Annotated in this window: 14 protein-coding genes; 7 read left to right on the top strand and 7 right to left on the bottom strand. The window is 57.3% G+C overall.

Going from position 1 to position 21,014, the window contains the following annotated elements; translation table 11 throughout:
* On the bottom strand, window positions 1-331 hold a 331-nt coding region (locus IPN95_13975; GenBank protein ID MBK9450482.1), incomplete at its 3' end, for a YegP family protein.
* Window positions 332-570: 239 nt separating this feature from the next.
* Here IPN95_13975 and IPN95_13980 point away from each other — a divergent pair.
* On the top strand, window positions 571-1,182 hold the full coding sequence (locus IPN95_13980) for an NAD(P)-binding domain-containing protein (GenBank protein ID MBK9450483.1): 612 nt from the start codon (window positions 571-573) through the stop codon (window positions 1,180-1,182).
* Window positions 1,183-1,191: 9 nt separating this feature from the next.
* Here IPN95_13980 and IPN95_13985 read toward each other — a convergent pair whose 3' ends face one another.
* Window positions 1,192-1,884 carry a hypothetical protein gene (locus IPN95_13985; GenBank protein ID MBK9450484.1) on the bottom strand — a complete coding sequence of 231 codons (693 nt, stop codon included), beginning with the start codon at window positions 1,882-1,884 and terminating at the stop codon, window positions 1,192-1,194.
* A gap of 140 nt (window positions 1,885-2,024) precedes the next feature.
* On the opposite strand from IPN95_13985, the gene IPN95_13990 reads away from it, so the two are divergent.
* On the top strand, window positions 2,025-2,267 hold the full coding sequence (locus IPN95_13990) for a hypothetical protein (protein MBK9450485.1): 243 nt from the start codon (window positions 2,025-2,027) through the stop codon (window positions 2,265-2,267).
* Window positions 2,268-4,869: 2,602 nt separating this feature from the next.
* On the top strand, window positions 4,870-9,330 hold the full coding sequence (locus tag IPN95_13995; GenBank protein MBK9450486.1) for a DEAD/DEAH box helicase: 4,461 nt from the start codon (window positions 4,870-4,872) through the stop codon (window positions 9,328-9,330).
* A gap of 177 nt (window positions 9,331-9,507) precedes the next feature.
* Here IPN95_13995 and IPN95_14000 read toward each other — a convergent pair whose 3' ends face one another.
* From IPN95_14000 to IPN95_14010, 3 genes are all read right to left on the bottom strand, one after another.
* Window positions 9,508-9,771 (bottom strand): hypothetical protein, encoded by a 264-nt coding sequence (locus IPN95_14000; GenBank protein MBK9450487.1) that lies wholly within the window; start codon window positions 9,769-9,771, stop codon window positions 9,508-9,510.
* 345 nt (window positions 9,772-10,116) lie between these two features.
* Complete coding sequence (locus IPN95_14005) at window positions 10,117-11,175, bottom strand: saccharopine dehydrogenase NADP-binding domain-containing protein (protein ID MBK9450488.1); 1,059 nt, start codon at window positions 11,173-11,175, stop codon at window positions 10,117-10,119.
* Window positions 11,176-11,249: 74 nt separating this feature from the next.
* Window positions 11,250-11,876, bottom strand: coding sequence for a hypothetical protein (locus IPN95_14010; protein ID MBK9450489.1), 627 nt, complete (start codon window positions 11,874-11,876; stop codon window positions 11,250-11,252).
* A 189-nt stretch (window positions 11,877-12,065) separates the two neighbouring features.
* Here IPN95_14010 and IPN95_14015 point away from each other — a divergent pair, with 189 nt between their 5' ends.
* Window positions 12,066-12,884, top strand: a complete 819-nt coding sequence (locus IPN95_14015; GenBank protein ID MBK9450490.1) for an SDR family oxidoreductase — start codon at window positions 12,066-12,068, stop codon at window positions 12,882-12,884.
* 9 nt (window positions 12,885-12,893) lie between these two features.
* Here the strand turns inward: IPN95_14015 and IPN95_14020 are convergent, their stop codons facing one another.
* Together IPN95_14020 and IPN95_14025 are read right to left on the bottom strand one after the other, a co-directional pair.
* A complete protein-coding gene (locus IPN95_14020) occupies window positions 12,894-15,392 on the bottom strand; it encodes a T9SS type A sorting domain-containing protein (protein ID MBK9450491.1) in 2,499 nt (832 codons plus the stop codon).
* Complete coding sequence (locus IPN95_14025; protein ID MBK9450492.1) at window positions 15,325-16,206, bottom strand: hypothetical protein; 882 nt, start codon at window positions 16,204-16,206, stop codon at window positions 15,325-15,327. The genes IPN95_14020 and IPN95_14025 overlap by 68 nt, the downstream gene beginning before the upstream one ends.
* A gap of 171 nt (window positions 16,207-16,377) precedes the next feature.
* Here IPN95_14025 and IPN95_14030 point away from each other — a divergent pair, with 171 nt between their 5' ends.
* The 3 genes from IPN95_14030 (at window position 16,378) to IPN95_14040 (ending at window position 21,006) form a co-directional block, all read left to right on the top strand.
* Window positions 16,378-17,808 (top strand): hypothetical protein, encoded by a 1,431-nt coding sequence (locus IPN95_14030; protein ID MBK9450493.1) that lies wholly within the window; start codon window positions 16,378-16,380, stop codon window positions 17,806-17,808.
* 130 nt (window positions 17,809-17,938) lie between these two features.
* On the top strand, window positions 17,939-18,334 hold the full coding sequence (locus IPN95_14035) for a hypothetical protein (protein ID MBK9450494.1): 396 nt from the start codon (window positions 17,939-17,941) through the stop codon (window positions 18,332-18,334).
* Window positions 18,335-18,555: 221 nt separating this feature from the next.
* The gene (locus IPN95_14040; GenBank protein ID MBK9450495.1) at window positions 18,556-21,006 is read left to right on the top strand and encodes a TonB-dependent receptor; all 2,451 of its coding nucleotides are present in this window, start codon (window positions 18,556-18,558) and stop codon (window positions 21,004-21,006) included.
* The last annotated feature ends 8 nt before the right edge of the window (window positions 21,007-21,014 follow it).

A 21,014-nucleotide genomic window follows, 5' to 3' on the forward strand; every position in this document is an offset into this window, starting at 1 on the left:
TCAAGTCAAAGACACGGCCATACGAAACGGCGCGTTTGACAGCCAGGATTCCCAAGTCTCTGTTTTGACGGGAAATGTACATTTCGCTCCAACCCAGGATGCGGCCGCTCGGGGATTTGATCTGAAAGAAAAACTGGCCATTGGCACTTTCGCGCCGAACGATGCAGCTTTCGAGTTGGCCGTAGCGCATCACGGAGGCGATCGCATGAATCGTTTCCGACTTGGTTTTGAAGCCGCGACCGGCCAAGATGATCTCGCCGTTGGCAGCTTTGAGGTGGAAATAAATCTTGCCGTCCTTGCCGGCAAGGATTTCGAATTTTGGTTTACGCATAAGACTCTCTTGATTTTTTTGGCGGGGAACAGCCCCCATTTCCTATACTCAAATGTACGTTTGGCCTTTGACATCTCGTGTCAATCCGGCAGGGGTATTTTGGGGTATTTTATTGCATTTCCTGCGAATCAAGGCCGTTTTTCATTCTCCAATTAGGCAACGAAAATGTACATTCGAAGGCGACTTTTTCATGTGTACATCCGCCCATTTTCCTATCTTGGCAGTAAATATCACTCAGGATGAAAATCGCGGTTATTGGAAACGGAAATGTCGGAAATGCCCTCGCCATGCGCTTTGGAAATGCCGGCCATACAGTCACCCTCGGCGTGCGGAAACCCGACGATCCCGAGATCAAAAAAATCGAAGTCTTCCCCAACATCCGCGTCGCCGACATCCGCACGGCGGCCGATCGCTCGGATGTGATCGTGGTCGCCACGCCCGCACACGTCGCCATTTCGGTTGCCGAACAACTCGGCCCGCTCACAGGCAAGGTGCTCATCGACGCCACCAATGCCGTGAGGCAACGGCCCGAACCCTATGCGACGGCCTTCGACGCCTTCAAAGCGCTCACCCAAGCCGAATGCATGAAATGCTTCAACACCACCGGCGTCGAAAACATGCAAAATCCCTTCTACAACAATGTCCCGATCGACCTCTTCATGTCTGGCAGCAGCGCCAAAGGCAAACAAGTGACCCGCGAACTCGCCCTTAGCGCCGGCTTCGGCGAATGTTACGACTTCGGCGGCGACGACAAGGTGGCCCTGCAGGAGCAATTTGCCCTTGCCTGGATCAACCTCGCGATCATGCAAGGGCATGGGCGCAACATTGCGTTTAAGTTGTTGAAGCGGTAGGGGGAGGTTTTACCAAAATTTCCACCAGGGCTTTGGTGGTGTTTGGGGAGGATCGCCAACAGGCGACAACTTTGGATTTGTCCCATCTTGCGCTGGCGCGGGTCCAAATTGCTGGAGCTTCGTTTCAAACATCAATTCATCCGCAGTGTTCAAAGGTTCATCGAAAAAACGCGCGGTCAAAGCAAAGACAAACTCCTCACCCACTTGGTCTTCGGTCATCGGCTCTTCCGGATCATAGTCGTCAGGGTAAAGTCGGCTTCCATCGGGTTGCAGGATGGACTTTGAAAGCAGCGACATTTCCTGCGACAACGGCGCCCCATGGTCAAGGAATGTCCCGTCATCTGAGCTCCCTGCGCGCGCACGGATTTTTTGGCCATCGGCGAGCAAGGCATAACCCCAAAAATTGACCGTGCTTTGCAAGACAAAAACCCCGATTTCCGTATTGGGAAAGGTCTTCATCAGGAACGCCTCCTCGGGCGAAACCTCCTCCGAGAGGCAAGCGCTTGAGAGCATCACATCACAGATGAGGAGGCAATCACCGAATTGACCAATGTACACGGCATCATCGTCAGGGTAAATTGCCCGCTCAAAGGGGGCCTCGCCAACGGGGACAAGGTCGCCGTAGCCCAAGCCCTCCAACAAAGCCACACGATCAAATTCGACGACCGGCTTCACAACGATGAAAAATGATTTCCAACCCATAGTGCAAAATCTAGATGGTTTTGAGGAGAAGCCTCCAGTGCCTCATTGCAGGTGGTGAAGATAAAGCGAATCAAGGCTTGGGCCAAACCTATCCTGCCACCCCATTGAAAAACCCAAACTTTCCCCCGAATTTGGTTCCCATGAATGCCCTCACTCCTTTCAAGCAAAACCTTCTGATCCTTGGCTTCCTCCTCGGTCTGTCGAGTTGCGCACCCAAACCCGCGATCTTCCGCGCATTTTCTGATGGAACCATGTCTTGGTGGTCCCTGAACCTGTACGCGGATAGCAGCTTTGACATGCACCTCGGCGGCGGAGACTTCGAAGGCCAATACCGGATTCTTGGCGACACGATCTTGTTGGGGTATCCTGAAGGAGCCGGATAATGGCCCTCGGCCTTTTTTTATCGACCAAGAGGGGGGGGGGGGGGGGGGGGGGGGGGGGGGGGGGGGGGGGGGGGGGGGGGGGGGGGGGGGGGGGGGGGAGGGGGGCGAGGGGGGCCCCGGGGGGGGGGGAGAAAAGGGAAAAAAGTACTTTGGGAAGGCCGGAATTTGGGGGGGTAGGGGAAGGGGGGGGGGGGGGTAATTAAAAAAAAAAAGGAAAAAGAAGCCAAAAAAGGGGGGGGGGCGGGCGCGGGAAAGGGGCGGGCGGGGGGGGGGGGGGGGGGGGGGGGTCCGGGGTCGGGGGGAAAGGGGGGGGGGGGGGGCCTGGAGGGAGGGGGCGGGGGGGGGGGGGGGGGGGGGGGGGGGGGGGGGGGGGGGGCCTCCCGCGCGGGGGGGGGGGGGGGCGGGGGGGCCGGGCGAGGGAGAGACGGGAGGGAAGGAGGGGGAAGAAGGGGGGGGGGGGGAGGGGGGCGGGGGGGGGGGGGGGGGGGGGGGGGGGGGGGGGGCCGGGCGGCGGGCCTCCCGGGGGGGGAGGGGGGGGGGGCCAGGGGCACGGGGGCAGGGGCGCGGGGGGACAGAAGGGGAGAAGAGAAAAAGGGGGGGGGTAGGGAGAAGGGGGGGGGGAGAGAGAAGAGGGGCCGGGGGGGGGGGGGAGAAGGCCCCGCCCCGCCCCGCCCCCCCAGGCCGGGCCCGGGGGGGGGGGGGGGAGGGGAGGGGGGGGGAAAGGGAGAGGAGAAAGGGGGGGCGTACGCCGGGGGGGGGGCCGTCCCCCCCAGGGCGGTTCCCGAGAGGAAGGCAATTTTGCCACGGCCACGCGAGCCAGAAGCAGAGAGCCGGAAGGAGAGGCGGAGAGCACGACGAAACCGCCCCCCGGCGGGAGGGTGTCTCCGGGGGGGCCGGGGGCGGGGGGGGTTGGCCCCGGACGCCGGGGGGGGGGGAGGGGGGGGCGCGCAGGAGGGGGGGGGGGCCGGAAGCCCAAAAAGGAAAAAAAGGAAGACCAAAAAAACCCCAAAGGGGAGCCCGGGAAGAGACCCCTTGAGCGGCCCGGGGGGGGGAAGGGCCCGGGGCCCTGGGGGGCCGGGGGGGGGGCGCGCGGGGGGGCCGCGGCGGGGGGGCGCGGCGGGGGACAAGGCCCGGCGGGCCGGGGGGGGAGGAGCGGGCCGGGGGGGGGGGGGGAGAAGAGGCGCGGCGGGGGGGCCCGGGGGGAAGGGCCCGTGGAAAGGCCAGCGGGGGGGGGGGGGGGGGCGCGGGGGGGGAGGCGGGCGGGCGGGGGCGGGGGGCGGCAACCGCCGGGGGGGGGGGGGGGGGGGCGGGGGGGGGAAGAGGGGGATGTTTGGGGCGGGGGGGGAGTGGCGCGGGGGGGGGGGGCACGCCCGGCCCCAAAGGAGGGGGCCGCGCGACCCAACCGTCCCCGCCGCCGGGGGGGAAGAGGAGGGGCCCCCGGGCGGCCCGGCCGGCGGGGGGGCGGGAGGAGTGGGGGGCGGGGCCAGAAAATAACCGGGGGGGCCCGCTTTTGTGCCCCCCCGGCCGCCGGGGGGGCGGGGGGTTTCACCCCCCGGGGAGGGGGGGGGGAAGGGGGGGGGGCTTTTTTGGTGGGGGGGCGGTGGTTTGGGTTTTTTCGTTGTCCGCCGGGCCGCGGCGCGGGGGCGCCCCGCCCCGCCCCCCGGCCCCCCCACGAGGAACACGGGAGGGCCGGGGGGGGAAAAAAAGGAGGGGGGGGGGGCGGGGGGGAAGGGGAGGAAGGGGAGGAGGCCCGCCCGGGGCCCCCCGGGGGGGCTCCGGGCGGGTCCCGGGGGGGGGGGGGGGGGCAGGGCCGGCGCGGGGGGCGAGGGGGGGGGGGCGCCGGGGGGGGGGGGGGGCGGCGCGCTTCCCCGGAAGGAGAGCGGAGCGACGGAGACGGGAAAAGGGAAAAGAGGGGGGGGGGGGAAGGGGGGGGGGGGGGGGGGGGAGGGGGAGTGCAGCGCAGAAAAAACAGAGGCGGGGCAAGCGGCGGGGAGAGGGGGGGGGGGGTAGCCCCGCCGATTCGGAGGGCCCCCGGGGGGCCGCAACCACGGGCCGACCCAGGGGGGCGGACCGAACCCGGAAGGGTTGATCCCACCTTCCCCCCCGGGGGGGGGGGGGGGGGGGGGCGGGGGGGGGGGGGGGGGGCGGCCCGGGCGGGGGCGGGCGCCGGCGGCGACCGCGGCGAAAGGGCCGGCCCCCCCCAACACCCAGCACCAAGGAGCGGCCGGCGGGGGGGGGGGGGCGGGGGGGGGGGGGGGGGGGGGGGGGGCGGCAAGGAGCGGGGGGGGGCGGGGGGGCGGGCCCAAAACCGCGGCCCCCCCCGGGCGCGGCCCGAGGGGAGCGAAGCGGGCAGGCGGCACGGAAGGCGGCCCGCCGCCGGGGCCCGGGCGGGAGAAGGGGGGGGGGGGAGGGCGGGGGGAGGAGGGGGGGGGGGGGGGGAAAAAAGGGGGGGGAGAAGGGCGGGGGGGAAGAGGGGAAGGAACCCGGGGAAGGGCGCCGGAAAGAGGGGCGAAGGAGAACGGCTTCCTCCCCACGGGGCAACAGGGGGGGGCACAACTCCCCGCATTTTCCCTAAATTCGCCCAACAAGGTCGCGAATAAAAATGCCCCTCCGCCACTTCCATCCCGCCACGCGCCAATGGTTCGAAGCCGCATTCGAATCCCCGACCGACATCCAACTCGGCGCATGGCCGGCCATTCAAGCGCATGAGCATACCCTCATCGCCGCGCCCACGGGCTCGGGCAAGACCTTGGCAGCCTTCCTCTCCGCCATCGACGAACTCGTCCAACTCAGCCTTGAAGGCCGGCTCGAAGACCGCACCTACGTGGTCTATGTCTCGCCGCTCAAGGCGCTGAGCAATGACATTCACCGGAATCTGCACCGCCCGCTCGACGGCATCGACCAGGTGCTCCAAGCCTCCGGCTTGGCGCGGCACGGGATTCGGGCAAGGGTGCGGACCGGGGACACGACTGCGAATGAGCGCGCGTCCATGACCCGCACCGCGCCGCATATCCTCGTCACCACGCCCGAAAGCCTGTACCTCCTGCTCACAAGCACCGGCGGACGCAAGATGCTCTCCGGCACCCGCACCCTGATCGTGGACGAAATCCATGCCATGGTCGGCAGCAAACGCGGTTCGCATTTTGCCATCAGCGTCGAGCGCCTCCGCAATCTCGTCGGTCGGCCCATCCAACGCATCGGCCTCTCCGCCACACAAAAACCCATCGACTTGGTCGCCCGATTCCTCGTCGGCAATGCGGAGGTGACCCCCGATGGCCAACCCCTCTGCCGCATCATCGACACCGGCCACCGCCGCCACCTCGATCTGGGCATCGAGATTCCGCCGTCGCCCCTCAGCGCGGTCTTGGCCAATGACCAATGGGAGGAAATTTACAATATCCTCGAGCAGCGCATCCTGGAGCATGCCACGACGCTGATCTTCGTGAATACGCGCCGCCTCGCCGAGCGCCTTTCCCACCATCTCAAGGAACGGCTCGGCAAACAGGCCATCAGCGCGCACCATGGGAGCCTGAGCAAGGAGCAGCGGCACGATGCCGAACAACGCCTGAAAAACGGGCAGCTTCGCGCACTCGTGGCCACGGCGAGCATGGAGCTGGGCATCGACGTCGGGGAAATTGACTTGGTCTGTCAAATTGCTTCGCCCAAGACCATTTCGGCATTTTTGCAGCGCGTCGGGCGTTCGGGACACTTTGTCGGCGGCACGCCCAAGGGCCGGCTGTTTCCCCTTACGCGCGACGACTTGGTGGAATGCACCGCGATTTTGGATGCCGTGCGCCGCGGCGAACTCGACCGCATCATCATGCCGGAGCAACCGCTCGATGTCTTGTCGCAGCAGATCGTGGCCGAGGTCGCCAATCAGGAATATTCGGAGGATGCACTTTTTGCCCTGATGCGCCGCCCGTATCCGTTTCGCAACTTGACCCGCGAAACGTTTGACGAACTCATCGCGATGCTCTCGGAGGGATTCACCCTGCGCAATGGCCGTAGCGCGGCTTACCTGCACCGCGACGCTGTGAATGGGATTCTCCGAGCTCGGAAAGGGGCACAACTCGCGGCCCTCACAAACGGCGGCGCGATCCCCGACAATTTCAATTACGACGTGATCCTGCAACCGAGCGGCACCTTCATCGGCACGGTCGAGGAGGATTTTGCCATCGAAAGCATGGCCGGCGACGTCTTCCAACTCGGGAATGGATTCTGGAAAATCGAGAAGCTGGAGACGGGGAAATTGCTGGTGCAGGATGCCCACGGACAGACGCCGTCGATCCCGTTCTGGTTTGGCGAGGCGCCCGGGCGCAGCGACGAACTTTCGTTGGCGGTTTCGCGGTTGCGGGAAGAAGTCGCCTTTCGGATTCGGGAGGAGCTGATTTTTCCGGGGACGAATGCGGAGGAAAACGTCGCCGAATGGGGCGCGGAGGCCATGGCCTTCTTGCAGGAGACCTTGGGTTTGCAGACTTCGGCGGCGATGCAGATACTATTATATGTGGCCGCAGCGAAGATGGCTTTGGGAACATTGCCCGGGCCGAAGACCATCGTGATGGAGCGGTTCTTTGACGAGGCGGGCGACATGCATTTGGTGATCCATTCTCCATTTGGGAGCCGCGTGAACAAAGGCTGGGGACTGGCGCTGCGAAAACGGTTTTGCCGGAATTTCAACTTCGAATTGCAAGCTGCGGCGACCGAGGATGCGATCATCCTTTCGTTGGGGGCCACGCATAGTTTTGTGCTCGACGAGGTTTTCCATTATCTGCAGGCGGATTCGGTACGCGACATCCTGGTGCAAGCCCTGCTCGATGCGCCGATGTTTGGCGTCCGGTGGCGGTGGAATGCAACCCGCGCCTTGGCGATCCAGCGGCGAAGGGCAAGCGGTCGGGTCGCGCCGCATTTGCAAAGGATGGCTTCGGAGGATTTGATTTCGCTGGTATTTCCCGACCAACTCGCCTGCCTGGAAAACATTGTGGGCGAACGCGAAGTGCCCGACCATCCGTTGGTGCGGCAGACGATCGAGGATTGCCTGACCGAGGCCATGGACATTGTGCATCTCGAGGAAATCATCGGGCAGATCAACCGCGGCGAATTCAAACTCGTGGCCCTCGACTTGCGGGAGGCCTCGCCCTTGGCGCAGGAGATCATCAATGCGCGGCCTTATGCTTTTCTCGATCCCGCAGGCCTGGAAGACCGCCGCACCCACGCGATCAAAAACCGCCGTTGGATGGATCCGGCTGAGGCCGCCGAACTCGGGAAACTCGATCCGCTGGCCATCGAACAGGTGCGCTTGGAGGCTTGGCCGACCGTGCGCAGCGTCGATGAATTGCACGAAGCGCTGATGTTGCTCGGCTTTCTCACAGAGGAAGAAGGCCAATTGGGCGACGGCGAATCCGGTTGGGAGGGTTACTTTGAAACGCTTACAAACCTTCGACGGGCAGCTAGGCTCCTTCGTGGAAAGGACAAACCCGTGCTTTGGGTCGCTGCGGAAAGGCTGCCGGAATTTGAGGCGCTGTTTGGCGAATTGCAGCTCGAACCCAAGATTGTTTTTCCGGAAAGGCTGATCCGCAAGGAATACGAAGACACCGTGGCCCGCAAGGAAATCCTGCGCGGACGCATGGAGGCGCTTGGGCCCGTGACCTGCGCGACCTTGGGTGAATCGTTGGGCATTTCGGCAAATGAAGCGGAATACGCCATGATGGCCTTGGAAGCCGAAGGCTTTGTGTTTCGGGGAAGGTATTCTGGCGTCGAGGACGAGGAATGGTGCGAACGGCGGTTGCTGGCGCGGATTCACCGCTATACGGTCAAGACTTTGCGGGCCGAGATTCAGCCCGTTTCTGCGCAGACTTATATGCGTTTCCTGATCGACTGGCAAAAGGTCGGCCCGGAACATGACTTGCAGGGGCCGGAATCTTTGCTCGAAGTCGTCTCGCAAATGGAAGGTTACGAAGCCCCCGCCGTGGCTTGGGAAGGCGAAATCCTGCCGCTGCGGATGCGGCATTATGATCCGCTTTGGTTGGATATGCTCTGCATGTCCGGGCGACTTACATGGGGAAGATTGAGACCATCCAACGCAGATGGATTGGCAAAGTCAGGGCCGATCCGTTCGTCGCCGATCACATTGCTGAGCCGGGAGCGCTTCAGCACTTGGCGAAAGGCCGCAGGCCAACCGGAGTCCCCGGCCATTCTCTCCCACCGTGCGAGCGAAGTGGTGGCCTACCTGCAAAAACACGGCGCGAGCTTTTTCCACGACCTGCAACGTGCATTGAACTTGCTGCCGAGCTACTTGGAAATGGCCCTCGGCGAATTGGTAACGGCGGGCATGGTGAGTTCGGATAGTTTCACGGGCCTGCGGGCCTTGTTGCTGCCTGCGGATCAGCGGGCGAAAAGCGAGAAACAAGGCTTGGTGTTTGGGATGGAGCAGGCGGGGAGGTGGACGCTGAGAGCATCGTCTGAATCACAATTTTCAGACCCGATAGCTATCGGGTTCGCAGAATTTCCAGAATCTGGGTTGGTTGTGAATTCGAAAGGTGGTCGTCCTATGGGGCCTGATATTTCGGATGAAAACTCGCTTACGGACGAGGAGCGGGAGGCGATTGCGATGACTTTGTTGCGGCGGTATGGGGTGGTGTTTCGGAGATTGGCGGAGCGGGAGGCGAATATGCCGCATTGGCGGGAGATGGTGCGGGTTTTTCGGCGGCTGGAAGCGCGGGGCTTGATCCGTGGCGGACGCTTTGTGGATGGGATGTGGGGCGAGCAATATGCCTTGCCGGAGGCATTGGGGCTTTTGCGGAAATTTCGCTTGAAGCCATTGGATGGGCAGTTGGTATCGATCTCGGCGGCCGATCCTTTGAATTTGCTCGGCGTATTTTCATTGGGGCATCGGTTGTCGGCGATTTCGGGGAATCGGGTGCTCTATCGGGATGGGGAACCGATTGCGATTCTGGAGGGGAAGGATGTGCGGTTTATCGTGGACGTGCCGCAAGTGGAGCGATGGGAATTGCAAAAGGTCCTCGTTCAGCGGATGATTCCGCCGAAGGTTAGGGGGTATGTGTAGCAGTGCGGGTGAGGAGTGTGAGTGAGGAAGGCCCTTTAGAGTTTTCAAAATCTAAGTTACCGGACTTATTATTCAAAATTGACTGCGATGCCTACGTACCTTTTGCAGGATGAATCGTGATCGCACAATCCACAAGGTCAATGCAAAACTTCGTCCCGGCCAAGAAATCGAGTCCAATCACGCCGCGAAAGGTGGATTCTGGATCGTCGAAAGATAGGATGTCACTTCGAAGTTTTGCTTTTGGATCCCTAGCGCCGCGAGCAGCGCGACATCAAATCGATTCGCATGGATAATCCCGTTTGCCGTTTCCACGGGAACAAGCCCCTTGGTGTCTCCGAGCCGATAGCCCTCCTTGATCAAAATCCCAAAGTCGATAAATGTGTGTGAGGCTCCAGAATCCAGCACCAAATCGACGATGCTGTTCCCAATCCTTGCGCTCACAAGAATCAGATCGTCTTCGTTGTTCTGGTAAACGCGTAGCTTTGAGCCATTTGCGGTTAGAATTGGTCTGGCCTGTAAACAAGATGGTTGTCAATGTATTCTTTGGTGATTCGCTGCCTTTGAGGCAAAGCTCTAGATAGTCTTTTCCGTCTTGAATTTGCCGCACGTATCTCCCAGGAGGGCTTGGCAGCCTTGTCGTCAATCCGCATCAAGACCCATCCATCTGGCCTCGAATGATATTTTGTCAATTCTTCCATCGTCGCAATCGTTTAATCAAAAATACATCCTTTTTTAGATTTTGAATCTGCGAAGTTTGTAAGTGCATTTGCCATTTGTCAATCCCCCTCAGCAATCCTCCAAAACCGTCCCCTCCACTTCCAAGATCAGTCCCTTCCCGTAACAAGCCGCTGGGGTCTGGAACCCCGTTTTGAAGTCCCCTTTCAGGATGCGCTCGGTGATGTTGGCGCAGGTGAAGGCCGTGAGGGTATAGCCTTCGCGCGTCTTCAGGCGGGCGCGGGCGACTTTGCCGGCGGCATTTTTGACTTCGCCGATGAGGTAGGATTTTGCTTTCTCGCGGACCTCGGCATTCGGACCCGACATGAAGGCGCGGATGAGGCCGTGAATGGCTTTGGGGATGAGGTTTAGAACGGGGATTTTCTCCAGGCCGCCGATTACTTTGGAGAAGCCGCCGCTGCTTTTGGGCAAAACGGTGTACACGACAATGTTGGGAATGCCCGTGGTAAAGTAGGCCGTTGAGACGTCGCCCCAAGGAATGGCCGTGCAGATTTTTTTCTTCCCAAAGAATTCGAGCTCCTTGGTGCTGTAATTCATGGGGACAGGCATGATCTTGCCGTCCTTGCGAATGGCGCCTCCCTTGCCGATGCCGCGAACCATCGTTAGCGCGGTGCCGCGTGAAACGCCGCCGGTTCCGTAAAATGCCAGTTCCAAGGAAGTCGCGTCGGCCATGCGTTCTTTCAAATGCAACGCCAGGCAATCCGAAGGGACCACGTCAAAGCCGGTGCCCGGCATGAGCAAAATTCCGGCATCGCTTGCCTTTGCGTCCCAGGCGCACGCCTTTTCAAAAACTTCAATTTCGCCGGTGATGTCGATGTAATGCGCTTTGTGGGCGATGCAGGCAGATGCGACGCCTTCGAAGGTGTCCACAAATGGCCCCGCGCAATTCACCACCAATTTGATATCGGGATGCTGCCCCAAGACCGCCGCCACATCTTCCGCCTTGCCAGCAACAAATTCCAGACCATGCTCGGTTGCAACTTCCTTCAGCTTTCCCGCATTGCGTCCGCCCAACAGCGGACGGATGCCTTTTGAGAGGAGCTCAATGATGAGCAGTTTGGCCGTGTAGCCATAGGCACCGTAAAGAAAAACCGTTGTTGCTGAATCCATCCGGCAAAGTTAGCAGTTTTGGATACCGCCACCGGCGTCAAATAAACTGCTAACTGCTACTTTCTAACTGCTCACTATTTCTCCCTTTTCGTCTTGTCCTTCATCCGGTGCATGGTTTGTTTGAAAACTTTTCGGCTGAGGCGGGGAAGTTTGACCACGACACCGAGCTTTACAGAAAGATAATTCGGCACAAAATCTTCCAAGGTATCATCGACCCATGCCTTGTTTTGCTGCATCCGCAGGCCAATTCCGAAGGCGAATGCGGTGTTGTTGGTGAGCGGCACGCGACCACCCAGAGTCGGATTGATCAAAAATCCGCCGCGCTGCAGCGTGTCGAGGCTCAGGGCGTAACCGAGGTCGAGTGTCACGTAAGGCGTCCATTTCTTCTGCGGAAAATGCAACCGCGCGTCCACGAACATGGGGAGCAACAGCATTTCATCCGGCCCGTAGCCATGGATTCCTACGCCGACACCCAGCGTAAAAAGTTTGTTGATCTGATAACCGCCGATCAAATTGCCCCCGAGCGACAGCGGATATTTGAGTCCGCTGCCAGCCGGCAACCCAAAGTCAAAATCGGCAATCCCCACCAAGCTCGCATAAGGCGAACGCAACGTCTGCGAATCGGACTGCGCACCAGCGATCGTCGGGGACAACAGGAGCAGTGGCAGCACAAGGGCGAAGAATTTTCTCAGTTTTTGCATGGGCGGATCAGCGATCAATCGGTTTTCCCGCGAATCTGCATTCGAAGGTAGCCGCAAACTTATTCCCAAAGATATTTTAGAAGGGGCAGAATGCAATGCGTCGATTTCATCCGGACCGCATCCGCTGGAATCCAAGGTTTTCTTTCCGACATTCGCAGCCACTGTCCCCAAATGGCAGTTCGGAAGTCCATGAATTCATTTCAATCCAAAGTGGTCGTCGTCACAGGAGCCGGTTCAGGTATCGGACGGGCCTTGGCAATGGCATTTGCAGGGCAGGGTGCGCGGCTCGCTTTGAACGACTTCAACGAACAGACCTTGCAAGAAACGGTCGCTGCATTGCCTGCCGGGACGGGAGTTTTTGCTGCGACATTCGATGTTTCCAAAAAGGAATTGATGTTTCAGTTTGCAGACGACGTCCTGGAGAAATACGGCAAGGTCGATGTCGTCGTCAACAATGCGGGGGTGGCCATTGCAGGTTTCCGGACGGATGAGGTTTCCATTGAGGACTACGAATGGATCATGGGCATCAACCTTTGGGGCATGATTTATGGCTCCTTGGCATTTTTGCCACACCTTCGAAAGCAACAAGAATCGGCCTTGGTCAATGTCTCGAGCATCTTCGGCCTACATGGCATCCCCGTCCAAGCACCCTACGTGACGACCAAGTTTGCCATCCGCGGATTCACGGAATCGCTGGCGCTGGAGGAGCAAGTGCATGGGACCGGCGTGACAGTGTCAAGCGTGCATCCCGGTGGCATCAAAACCAACATTGCCCGCGCCTCCAAGGGTGCCGAAGTCGATCCGCAAGCCATCGCAGAATTTGAAAAGCAATTCAGAACGACGCCCGAACGCGCGGCCGCGATCATTTTGCGCGGCATCCGCAAAAAGAAGTCGAGGATCTTGGTCGGAACCGACGCGCACATTTTTCACTTTGCTGCCCATCGGATGCGGTTTCTGCTGCGCTATTTTCTGAAGCGGGGGCTGAAGAAGACGGTGGGGAAGGCCTAGGATGATTACTTAATCCACCTTCGTGACCTTGACTTGGAATTCTCCGGCTGCATTCGTCACTTTCAGGATGTAAACCCCTGCACGCAATGCTCCCAAATGGAGGCGCTTGTGCGCGGAAGCTCCAAATTCCTGTTCCAAAACCAGCTTCCCCGCCAAGTCAAACAGCCGCAACGCTGCAGGACTGTCACTCGCCGTCTGCACATAAATCTCATCACGGGTCGGATTGGGAAAAACTGCAGCTTGCTTTCCTGGAGAAAGGTGCGGTGCCGAAAGGGTGCCCTGGACCGTCAAAACCTTGTCGATGCCCTGCAAGGGCAGGTCTCTTCCGAGGGGATTGATCATCCTAGCGTCTGCTACCGTGATGGCAAGGGGTGAATAGGTCGTATCCCCCGGCATTTTTCCCGAAATGTTGTCGATCACCACGATGCCGATGCGGGAAATGATGCCTTCGCCGGAAATCGGCTGATGGTCCGTACGCGTGAGCGCCAGGTCGATGCGCCCGAGGGCATGCATCCGCTGCACGAGCGTGAGCAGGTTCACCCCCTGCTGCCCGACCCAGCAGGAGTCAAAATCCACTTCGACCGTGGCCGAATCCACGATCTGCGGATCATAAAACACCGACCAAGCAATGCCATAGACACTATCCGCCGGATGTTGTGGCGTCCCGAGGCGCACGAGCAGCTGCACATGACTACTGTCCAAGACGGTGTCATACAGGGACTCGATGGCGAGTTCGGGGTCATTGGTGGTGCCCATAAGTAATCCATGGGTCTTGTTATGGACGAGGCCATAATTTTGGAGAATGGCCAAGGTATCGTTGTCATTCACAGCTCCATCGCCATTGCAATCGGCATGGGCATGGTTGGTCCCGCCAACAAAACTAGAATCCCAAAGGGTGGCATCTTGGGAAATCCATTGCAGGGTGGCATTGGGCCTGACCGCCCCTGTATCGCCATAAGCGAGGCCGATGGCGAGCAGGTCTTGGTTGTTGGCAATCAGATCATCATTGGCATCCCCCGGCCAAACCTCAAAGTTGCTGCTGCGAAAATGGATACTCGGATCACCCAGGATGTTCATGCAACGCTGGTGATTGAGATAAACTTGGTCCGTCCAAATCTGTATGAAGGTGTCGCTTGCAGCCTGCACAAAATATCCCAAGGAGGCACTATCCTGATTCCGAAATGCTGCTTCACTAAAGAATTCGCCCCAGTTGCCCAAGGGAGTGAGATAGGCAAACGAACCATATCCTACTGCAGCAATCGCACCTTTGGAGGGCTCCAAAACCCAAGATTCGCCCATGGAGAGGGTATCATGGCCAAAGTCACAAAATAGCGGTGTCAATGCGAACAGAATCGGAAGACGCTCAACATTGGTGTAGGTCGCGGGATGGTCAATTCCCATATAGGTGTGGTGGATCCCGAACAGGTACACGACACTCGCACCACCATTGATGACGGAATCCTGATCGATCCCTGAACTATCCTCCAAAACAGCATTGAGCCAACTGTAGGACATGGCCCTGCCATTCATCGGGCCCATTCTAAAATCGGATGCGACGCTGTCCATGTAGTGATTGATGGGCACTAATGCTGTTGTATCCAAAGCACCGGAAACAAATACCCCATTTCTCATCCAAGGCGCATCGGCAATCCCTTCATAAGTGGCCAATTTGTCCAGATAGTCAAACCCTTGCTGATCCGATTGAATCGGAACCCTACCGATGACCGCTTGGGTAGTGGGATCCAGCGTCGTAAAACTGCTGACATACATGATGTCGCTGACGGGTTCGCCATAAGCGGGCACATGGTTGATGCCTCCACTTCGAATGTCCGCCTTGCCTTTGCCCCACAGCAAGAAATAGTCGGGCTTGACGGCCCATTGATCGATCGCGTATTTGCAAAAACGTTTGATAGCCAACGGGTGCGGGGAACCATTTCCAAATTCCTCGTAGATCTCATCGGTATAGACAATCTTGACATTGAGCGGATTGACGGTACTGCCTTGGCGATAGTTGCGGTAGCCCTGGGCACTTGCATCCAATTCGCGGGAAGTGATCAGCACCATGTTGGCCGAATTGCCCGTATTGCTCAAGTCGGATCCGATGCCAGACGAAATCGAAGGCGTCAGGATGCCCGCATCGGTTGAGAGATGAATCAATCCGGGGTTGGCTTGACCGGCAATCCAAATTCCAAGGCTGTCGCTGTGGATGGTATCGGTGTAGCGCACTTGGTTGACCAAGTCATAGGCCACGGCGATATTCCCCGGCGCGATATCATGGAATTGATAATAGACCATTGCTGGATTGTTCACGGGAAACGCCACGGTTGATGCCCCGTCCAAATCCGTTTGCGCATTGTAGGTGAGCGCAACAAAGTTTAGAAAGTTTTTGTCGCTGAGTTGACCGGTCTGCGGATCAATATGGATGCGCAACAACTGCGTATCACCGACGAAGGGGAATGGATATGCCAATTCGTAGCTGCGAATAAAGACACCCTGAATTGTATCCACTTGCAGCAAATTGCCATTCAACGAAATTTCGTACCCCTGATCGAACGATTGCAAACTTTCGATTCGCAGAAAAATCCTCGCCGGCGCATTGTTGAGTGCATGCGGGGTCGGGATTTGCAGAAGGAGATCGTTGGTCGAGGAAAAACGACTGGCCAACATATCCTTCCCCAGTCGTCCATTCAGGATTCAAGGCCTGAAAAATGTCATAAGTCCCGCCCCCATCGGATCTGAAAGTGGCTCCGTTGCCTGGCAAATACTCCACGACACTCGTTTTGGTGATCTCCTCGATCAACAACGGAGGCGGTACCGAACCCAAAAATGGTGTCTGAAGGCGCAACCCAGGCTGGTTATCGGCATGGAAATAATAGACCGCCGTATCTGAAAACGTTGAAATCAGCGGATTGGGGTGCAAGGAACCGTCCGACAGCCGCGAATACGGTTGGACATACATCAAGGTATCCAATCCGGCATCGTTGCGTCTGCCAAAAAATTCCAGGTATTCCCAATTGCCATTTTGCGCAGGCTCGATATGGATGAATTGTTCTATACCGCGGTAAAGCAAATGCAGATTCGCTGGATCGATGCCGGTGGTATCAAAGCCTGCCTGCAACAATTGCTGCGCCGAAACACGGTAGATGCCATCGGTCGCGACCTTGAACCGCAGATAATCAACATTGGAATTGTACCAAGCGTTGCCGTAGTCATAAGTCTGCGCATTGACGGAACCCGTGGGCCAAAGCAGGCCGATCAAGAGCAGGAAGGTCATCCCTGAAAAGGTATGTGCAAGGCGTGCGAACATTGGATACTGCTTCATAATACAAAAAAGCAGGGCTTATCGGGCAAATCATAAAACAAATAACTTACATTATCGGAACCAAAAAAGGGTAATGGAATTCCGCTTTTTATTCTTTGAATACATTTTAAAATACAAATCGATTCCATATTTGCATCACAAATGTATATTTATCGGAACTAAAATTATTGGATGGAAAAAGAGAGTAAACTTTTTCGCTACCTGCAAAGCTGCACAGGCTATGAACTGCGTCGCATCCGAGTGATGCTGGAATCTCCTTTTTTCAACCTGCGACCTGAATTGCTGCGTGCTTGGGATTGTATCCGTCCATTTTTTCCAAAGTCGGAATTGCCATTGCCGGGGAACGAGATTGTTTTTGCAGCAGCATACCCGGGCAAAGCCTTTGACATCGCCAAACTCCGGCACCTGCAAAGCGACCTCTGCAAGCAGATCGAAGCCTTTTGGCAACTGCAGCTCCTGCAGCAGCGCAGCGACTTGCGAAATCAGCTTTTGCTGCAAGCACAAACCGAGCGCGGCCTGCACCAAGACTTTGAAAGCACCGCTTTGACAGCGCAGACGCAACTTTTGGAACAACCACTCCGTGGAGCGGCCTTCCTTCGTCAGCGATTTGACCTCGCCTTGCTGCAGCACGACCATCGGGTGCGCCGTAGCAACCGCGGAGCACAGGCGGGCCTGCAAGCCGCCCTCGAGGCTTTGGACGAGGAATATTTTGCGCACAAGCTGCGTCTCGCCGCCGCCGCCATCAACCGCGCCAATGTCATTGGCGAGTCCACCGAACTTGCCTTGTTGCCCGAGGTGCTTGCACTGATCGACATCGCGCCTAAGTTCGTCTTCGAAGGCAGCCTCGTCGAAATTTACCGCCTCATCTTGCGGACTTTGCAATCAGGAAAGGACCACGAGGCATTTCTGGAGCTTCTACAATTGTTGCAGGCTTCGGAGCAACGGTTCGCACCGGAAACCTTGGCCGAGCTCTACAACTTCGCCTTGAATTACTGTGTGCGCATGGTGAATCTTGCCGAATCCGGCTTTGATGCGCGGTTATTTGATCTCTACGAATTGCTGATTTCCCGTGGTTACCTGCGCGAAGAAGGCCATTTGCCTGTGCAGCATTATAAAAACTTCGTGACCTTGGGCCTGCGGCTCGACTTTGTGCCCAAAATCGCGGCGCAACTGACCGCACTCACAGGTCAGTTGCCCACCGACATTCAGCCAAATGCACTTTTGTACAGCCAAGCTGCGATCGCTTTTCAATCAGGAGATCACAGAAAGGCCCTCCGGCTGCTGCAGCAGGTCGAATTTCTGGACGTCTATTACCATTTGGACGCCAAAAGCCTGTTGCTCAAGGCTTGGTACGAAGATGGCGAAGTGGAACCGCTGTTGTCCTTGATCGAAACCTTCAAGATCTACATTCGGCGCAGTCGCAAAATATCGGAGTATCAGCGCATGACGTATCGCAACCAAATCAAGGTCGTGCAGATGCTGGTGCGCCACCGACTGGGCAGCCGCAAGCCGATTCATGCAATCCGAAAAACGCTCGACGGGCTGCGGCCCATAGCTGATTTGGCTTGGTTGGAAAGGAAACTGGCCGAGTTGGAAATTTGAGCCCCTTTTCGAATGAATTTCCGAAGTATTGGCAAAATCAAACCCTCGCGAGATTTCATGCTGCAAGGGAATCCAAGGGAAAGAAATGGCAAGTCTGGGATCGAATCGTTTCAAGTTTTATATTCGTAGCATGAAAAAGCTGTCACTTCTTGTTTTGGTTTTGCTCACTGTGGTTTTCACTTCTTGCAAGCGTGAGGATCAGGTGCGTGTGGATTCCGTCGTCGGGGTCTATGACTGCTACGCGGATTGCAAACTGACAAATCTGGTCACGCAAGATCCGGCCGTCACGACGATGGACACGACTATTTTATATGTGACGCGTCCGGTAGACGACGAAAATGGCTTCATTTCACTGATGGGACAGGATGTTTACCTTGCAACCGACCTCAGCTTCCGCAAGAGCATCACCAACTATTCGCTGATCGGCGAATTTGACGGTGCCGGCGGGCTCACCTTTGAGATCGACTACATCGACAGCGATGCGCAAACGCGTTCGCAGTGTGGCTATATCTGCAAGCTGAATTGAGAATTGAGAATTGAGAATTGAGAATGCCCCCTTCATTCTCAATTCTCGATAATGAATGCTCCATTGGCTTGGACATTCTCCCTTTTGAATTAGCTTCGCTGATGTGCTTCGCAGTTCTCCATTCCAAAAAGCAATATTTTTCCCCTCGACTTTGTAACCTAAACGCATCTCGGGCGTTCTAATGGTTCGTTGCAATTTTTAAAATCGCCCACAGGTTCGTCATGGTTTCAACTTTACGCGTTTTTTTGTTTGCCCTTTTGATGGGCATTACGACGTTTTCCTTTGCTCAATCTTCCGGTCAAATCAGCGGCATCGTCTTGGATGCCGAGGGAAATCCGCTGCCATTTGCGAATGTTTTGCTGTTTTCGACGCAAGACTCTTCCATGGTCAAGGCTGGATTTTCCAACGAAGAAGGACGCTACATCCTGACGCCGATTCCAGCGGGGAACTATTGGCTCAAGACGCAATTCACGGGTTACGCCTCTGATACAAGTGCGCCATTTGCCTTTGCCGAAGGCGAACAACTCGAGCGCCCAAGCCTCAAAATGGCCGAAGTTGGCACGACGGTAAATGAAGTGCAGATCCAAGCCGAACGTCCGCTCGTGACCGTGAAGCCTGACATGCTGGTCTTCAATGTCGAAAACACCCCCAACGCCATCGGAGAGAATGCCTTCAACCTCCTGCGCAAAGCGCCAGGCGTGGTGATCGACAACAACGACAACATCATGTTGCTCGGCAAAAGCGGCTTGCGCATCTACATTGACGGCAAACCCTCACCCTTGAGCGCCAAAGACCTTGCCAACTTCCTGAAAAGCGTCCAAAGCAATCAAATCGAATCCTTTGAGATCATCACCAACCCGAGTTCGAAGTTTGACGCAGCTGGCAATGCAGGCATCATCAACATCAAAATGAAGCGCGACAAAAACCTCGGCGCCAATGCCACGGTGGATATCGGCTATGCCCGCGGCATGTTCAACAAATACAACGGCTCCATCAGTGCCAACTACCGCAACAAACACTTTAACGCATTTGGCTCCTATAGCCTCGCAACGGGGAAAAGCCGGAATTGGATGGACTTTTACCGCGTGCAGAGCGCAACATCCTTCGATCAATACACATCAATGATCGACGACTACCAGAACCACAATTTCCGCGCCGGCATCGACTTCTTTGCAGGCAAAAAGAGCACGATTGGCGTTTTGACCTCCGGATTCATTTCCAAGACAATCGGCACCAATACCTCCTCGACCTTCATCGCGCCCGAAAACACCGGCATTCCCACGAGCTTGCTCGAAGCGCGCACGGAAACCGACGGCGGCAATACGAACCTCAACTACAATCTCAACTATCGGTATGACGGCGGCAATGAAGTGACGTTAAGTGTCGATGCTGACTACGGCCTTTTTCGCATCTTCAACGACATCTATCAGCCTAACCGCTACCTCGATCCGATAGACACGACCATTTTGCAAGTCGACCGATCATTTACCAGCAACGCCCCTTCCAACATCGACATTGCAACCTTGAAAGTGGACTACGAACGCCCATTTTTGAAAGGAAAGCTGGGATTTGGTGCCAAAGGCACCTACGTCAAAACCAACAATATCTACGATTTTTTCAACCTGATCGGAGGCGTGGAGGAAGTCGATTCTTTCCGGACGAATACATTTGACTACACGGAAAATGTCAATGCGGCCTACATCAACTACCAGACAAAAATCAAAAAATTTGCCTTCCAAGCAGGTTTGCGCGCAGAACAAACCAATTCGAAGGGAGAATTGATGGCCTTGATTCCTACGAATGACAATACGGTGGAGCGCCATTACCTCAACCTGTTCCCTTCGGGCGGGGTAACGTATGACGTAAATCAAAAGAATTCGCTGAGCCTGACCTACAGCCGTCGCATCGACCGGCCGCAGTACCAAAACTTGAACCCGTTTGAGTTCAAACTCGACGAATTGAGCTACATGAAAGGCAATCCTTTCCTGAAGCCGCAGTACACCCACAACATCGAGTTGAGCCATACCTTCAATTACACCTTGAACACCAGCGTTTCCTACGCGCGAACGACCGACTTTTTTACCGAAGTCATCGATACCGTGGAGTCGATCCGCAACTTCCTCACGACCGACAATCTCAGTACCAAAGAGGTCGCCACCATCAACGTCAGCTACCCCTTCAACATCACCAAATGGTGGAGCACTTACACCAATGTCAGTGCCTACACCATCAGGCAACGCGCCGACTTTGGTGTGGGCAAGGTGATCGACATTCAGCGCAGTTCGGCGTCGGTGTTCCATCAGAGCAACTTCAAGATCACCAAAGACTTCTCCGCGCAACTCGGCGGATTTTACAACAGCCCTGGCATTTGGGGCGCCAATTTCCGCACGAATGACTTCTGGGGAATCGACATCGGCGCACAAAAAAGCTTCTTCAAAGGCAAAGGGAATTTGAAATTGACTTTGAGCGACGTGCTCTACACCATGCAATGGAGCGGCGACATGCAGTACGGCGGATTGTATTCCAGAGGCAGCGGCGGATGGGAAAGCCGTCAGATCAAAGCCAATTTCACCTACATGTTTGGCAACAGCGCCGTGAAAAACCGCAAGCGCAGCACAGGACTTGACGAAGAAAAAGGCCGCGCAGGTGGCGGCGGTGGGATGGGTCGATGAGGCGCTAG

It is taken from the genome of Bacteroidota bacterium (assembly GCA_016718825.1).
Taxonomy (GTDB): Bacteria; Bacteroidota; Bacteroidia; order J057; family JADKCL01; genus JADKCL01.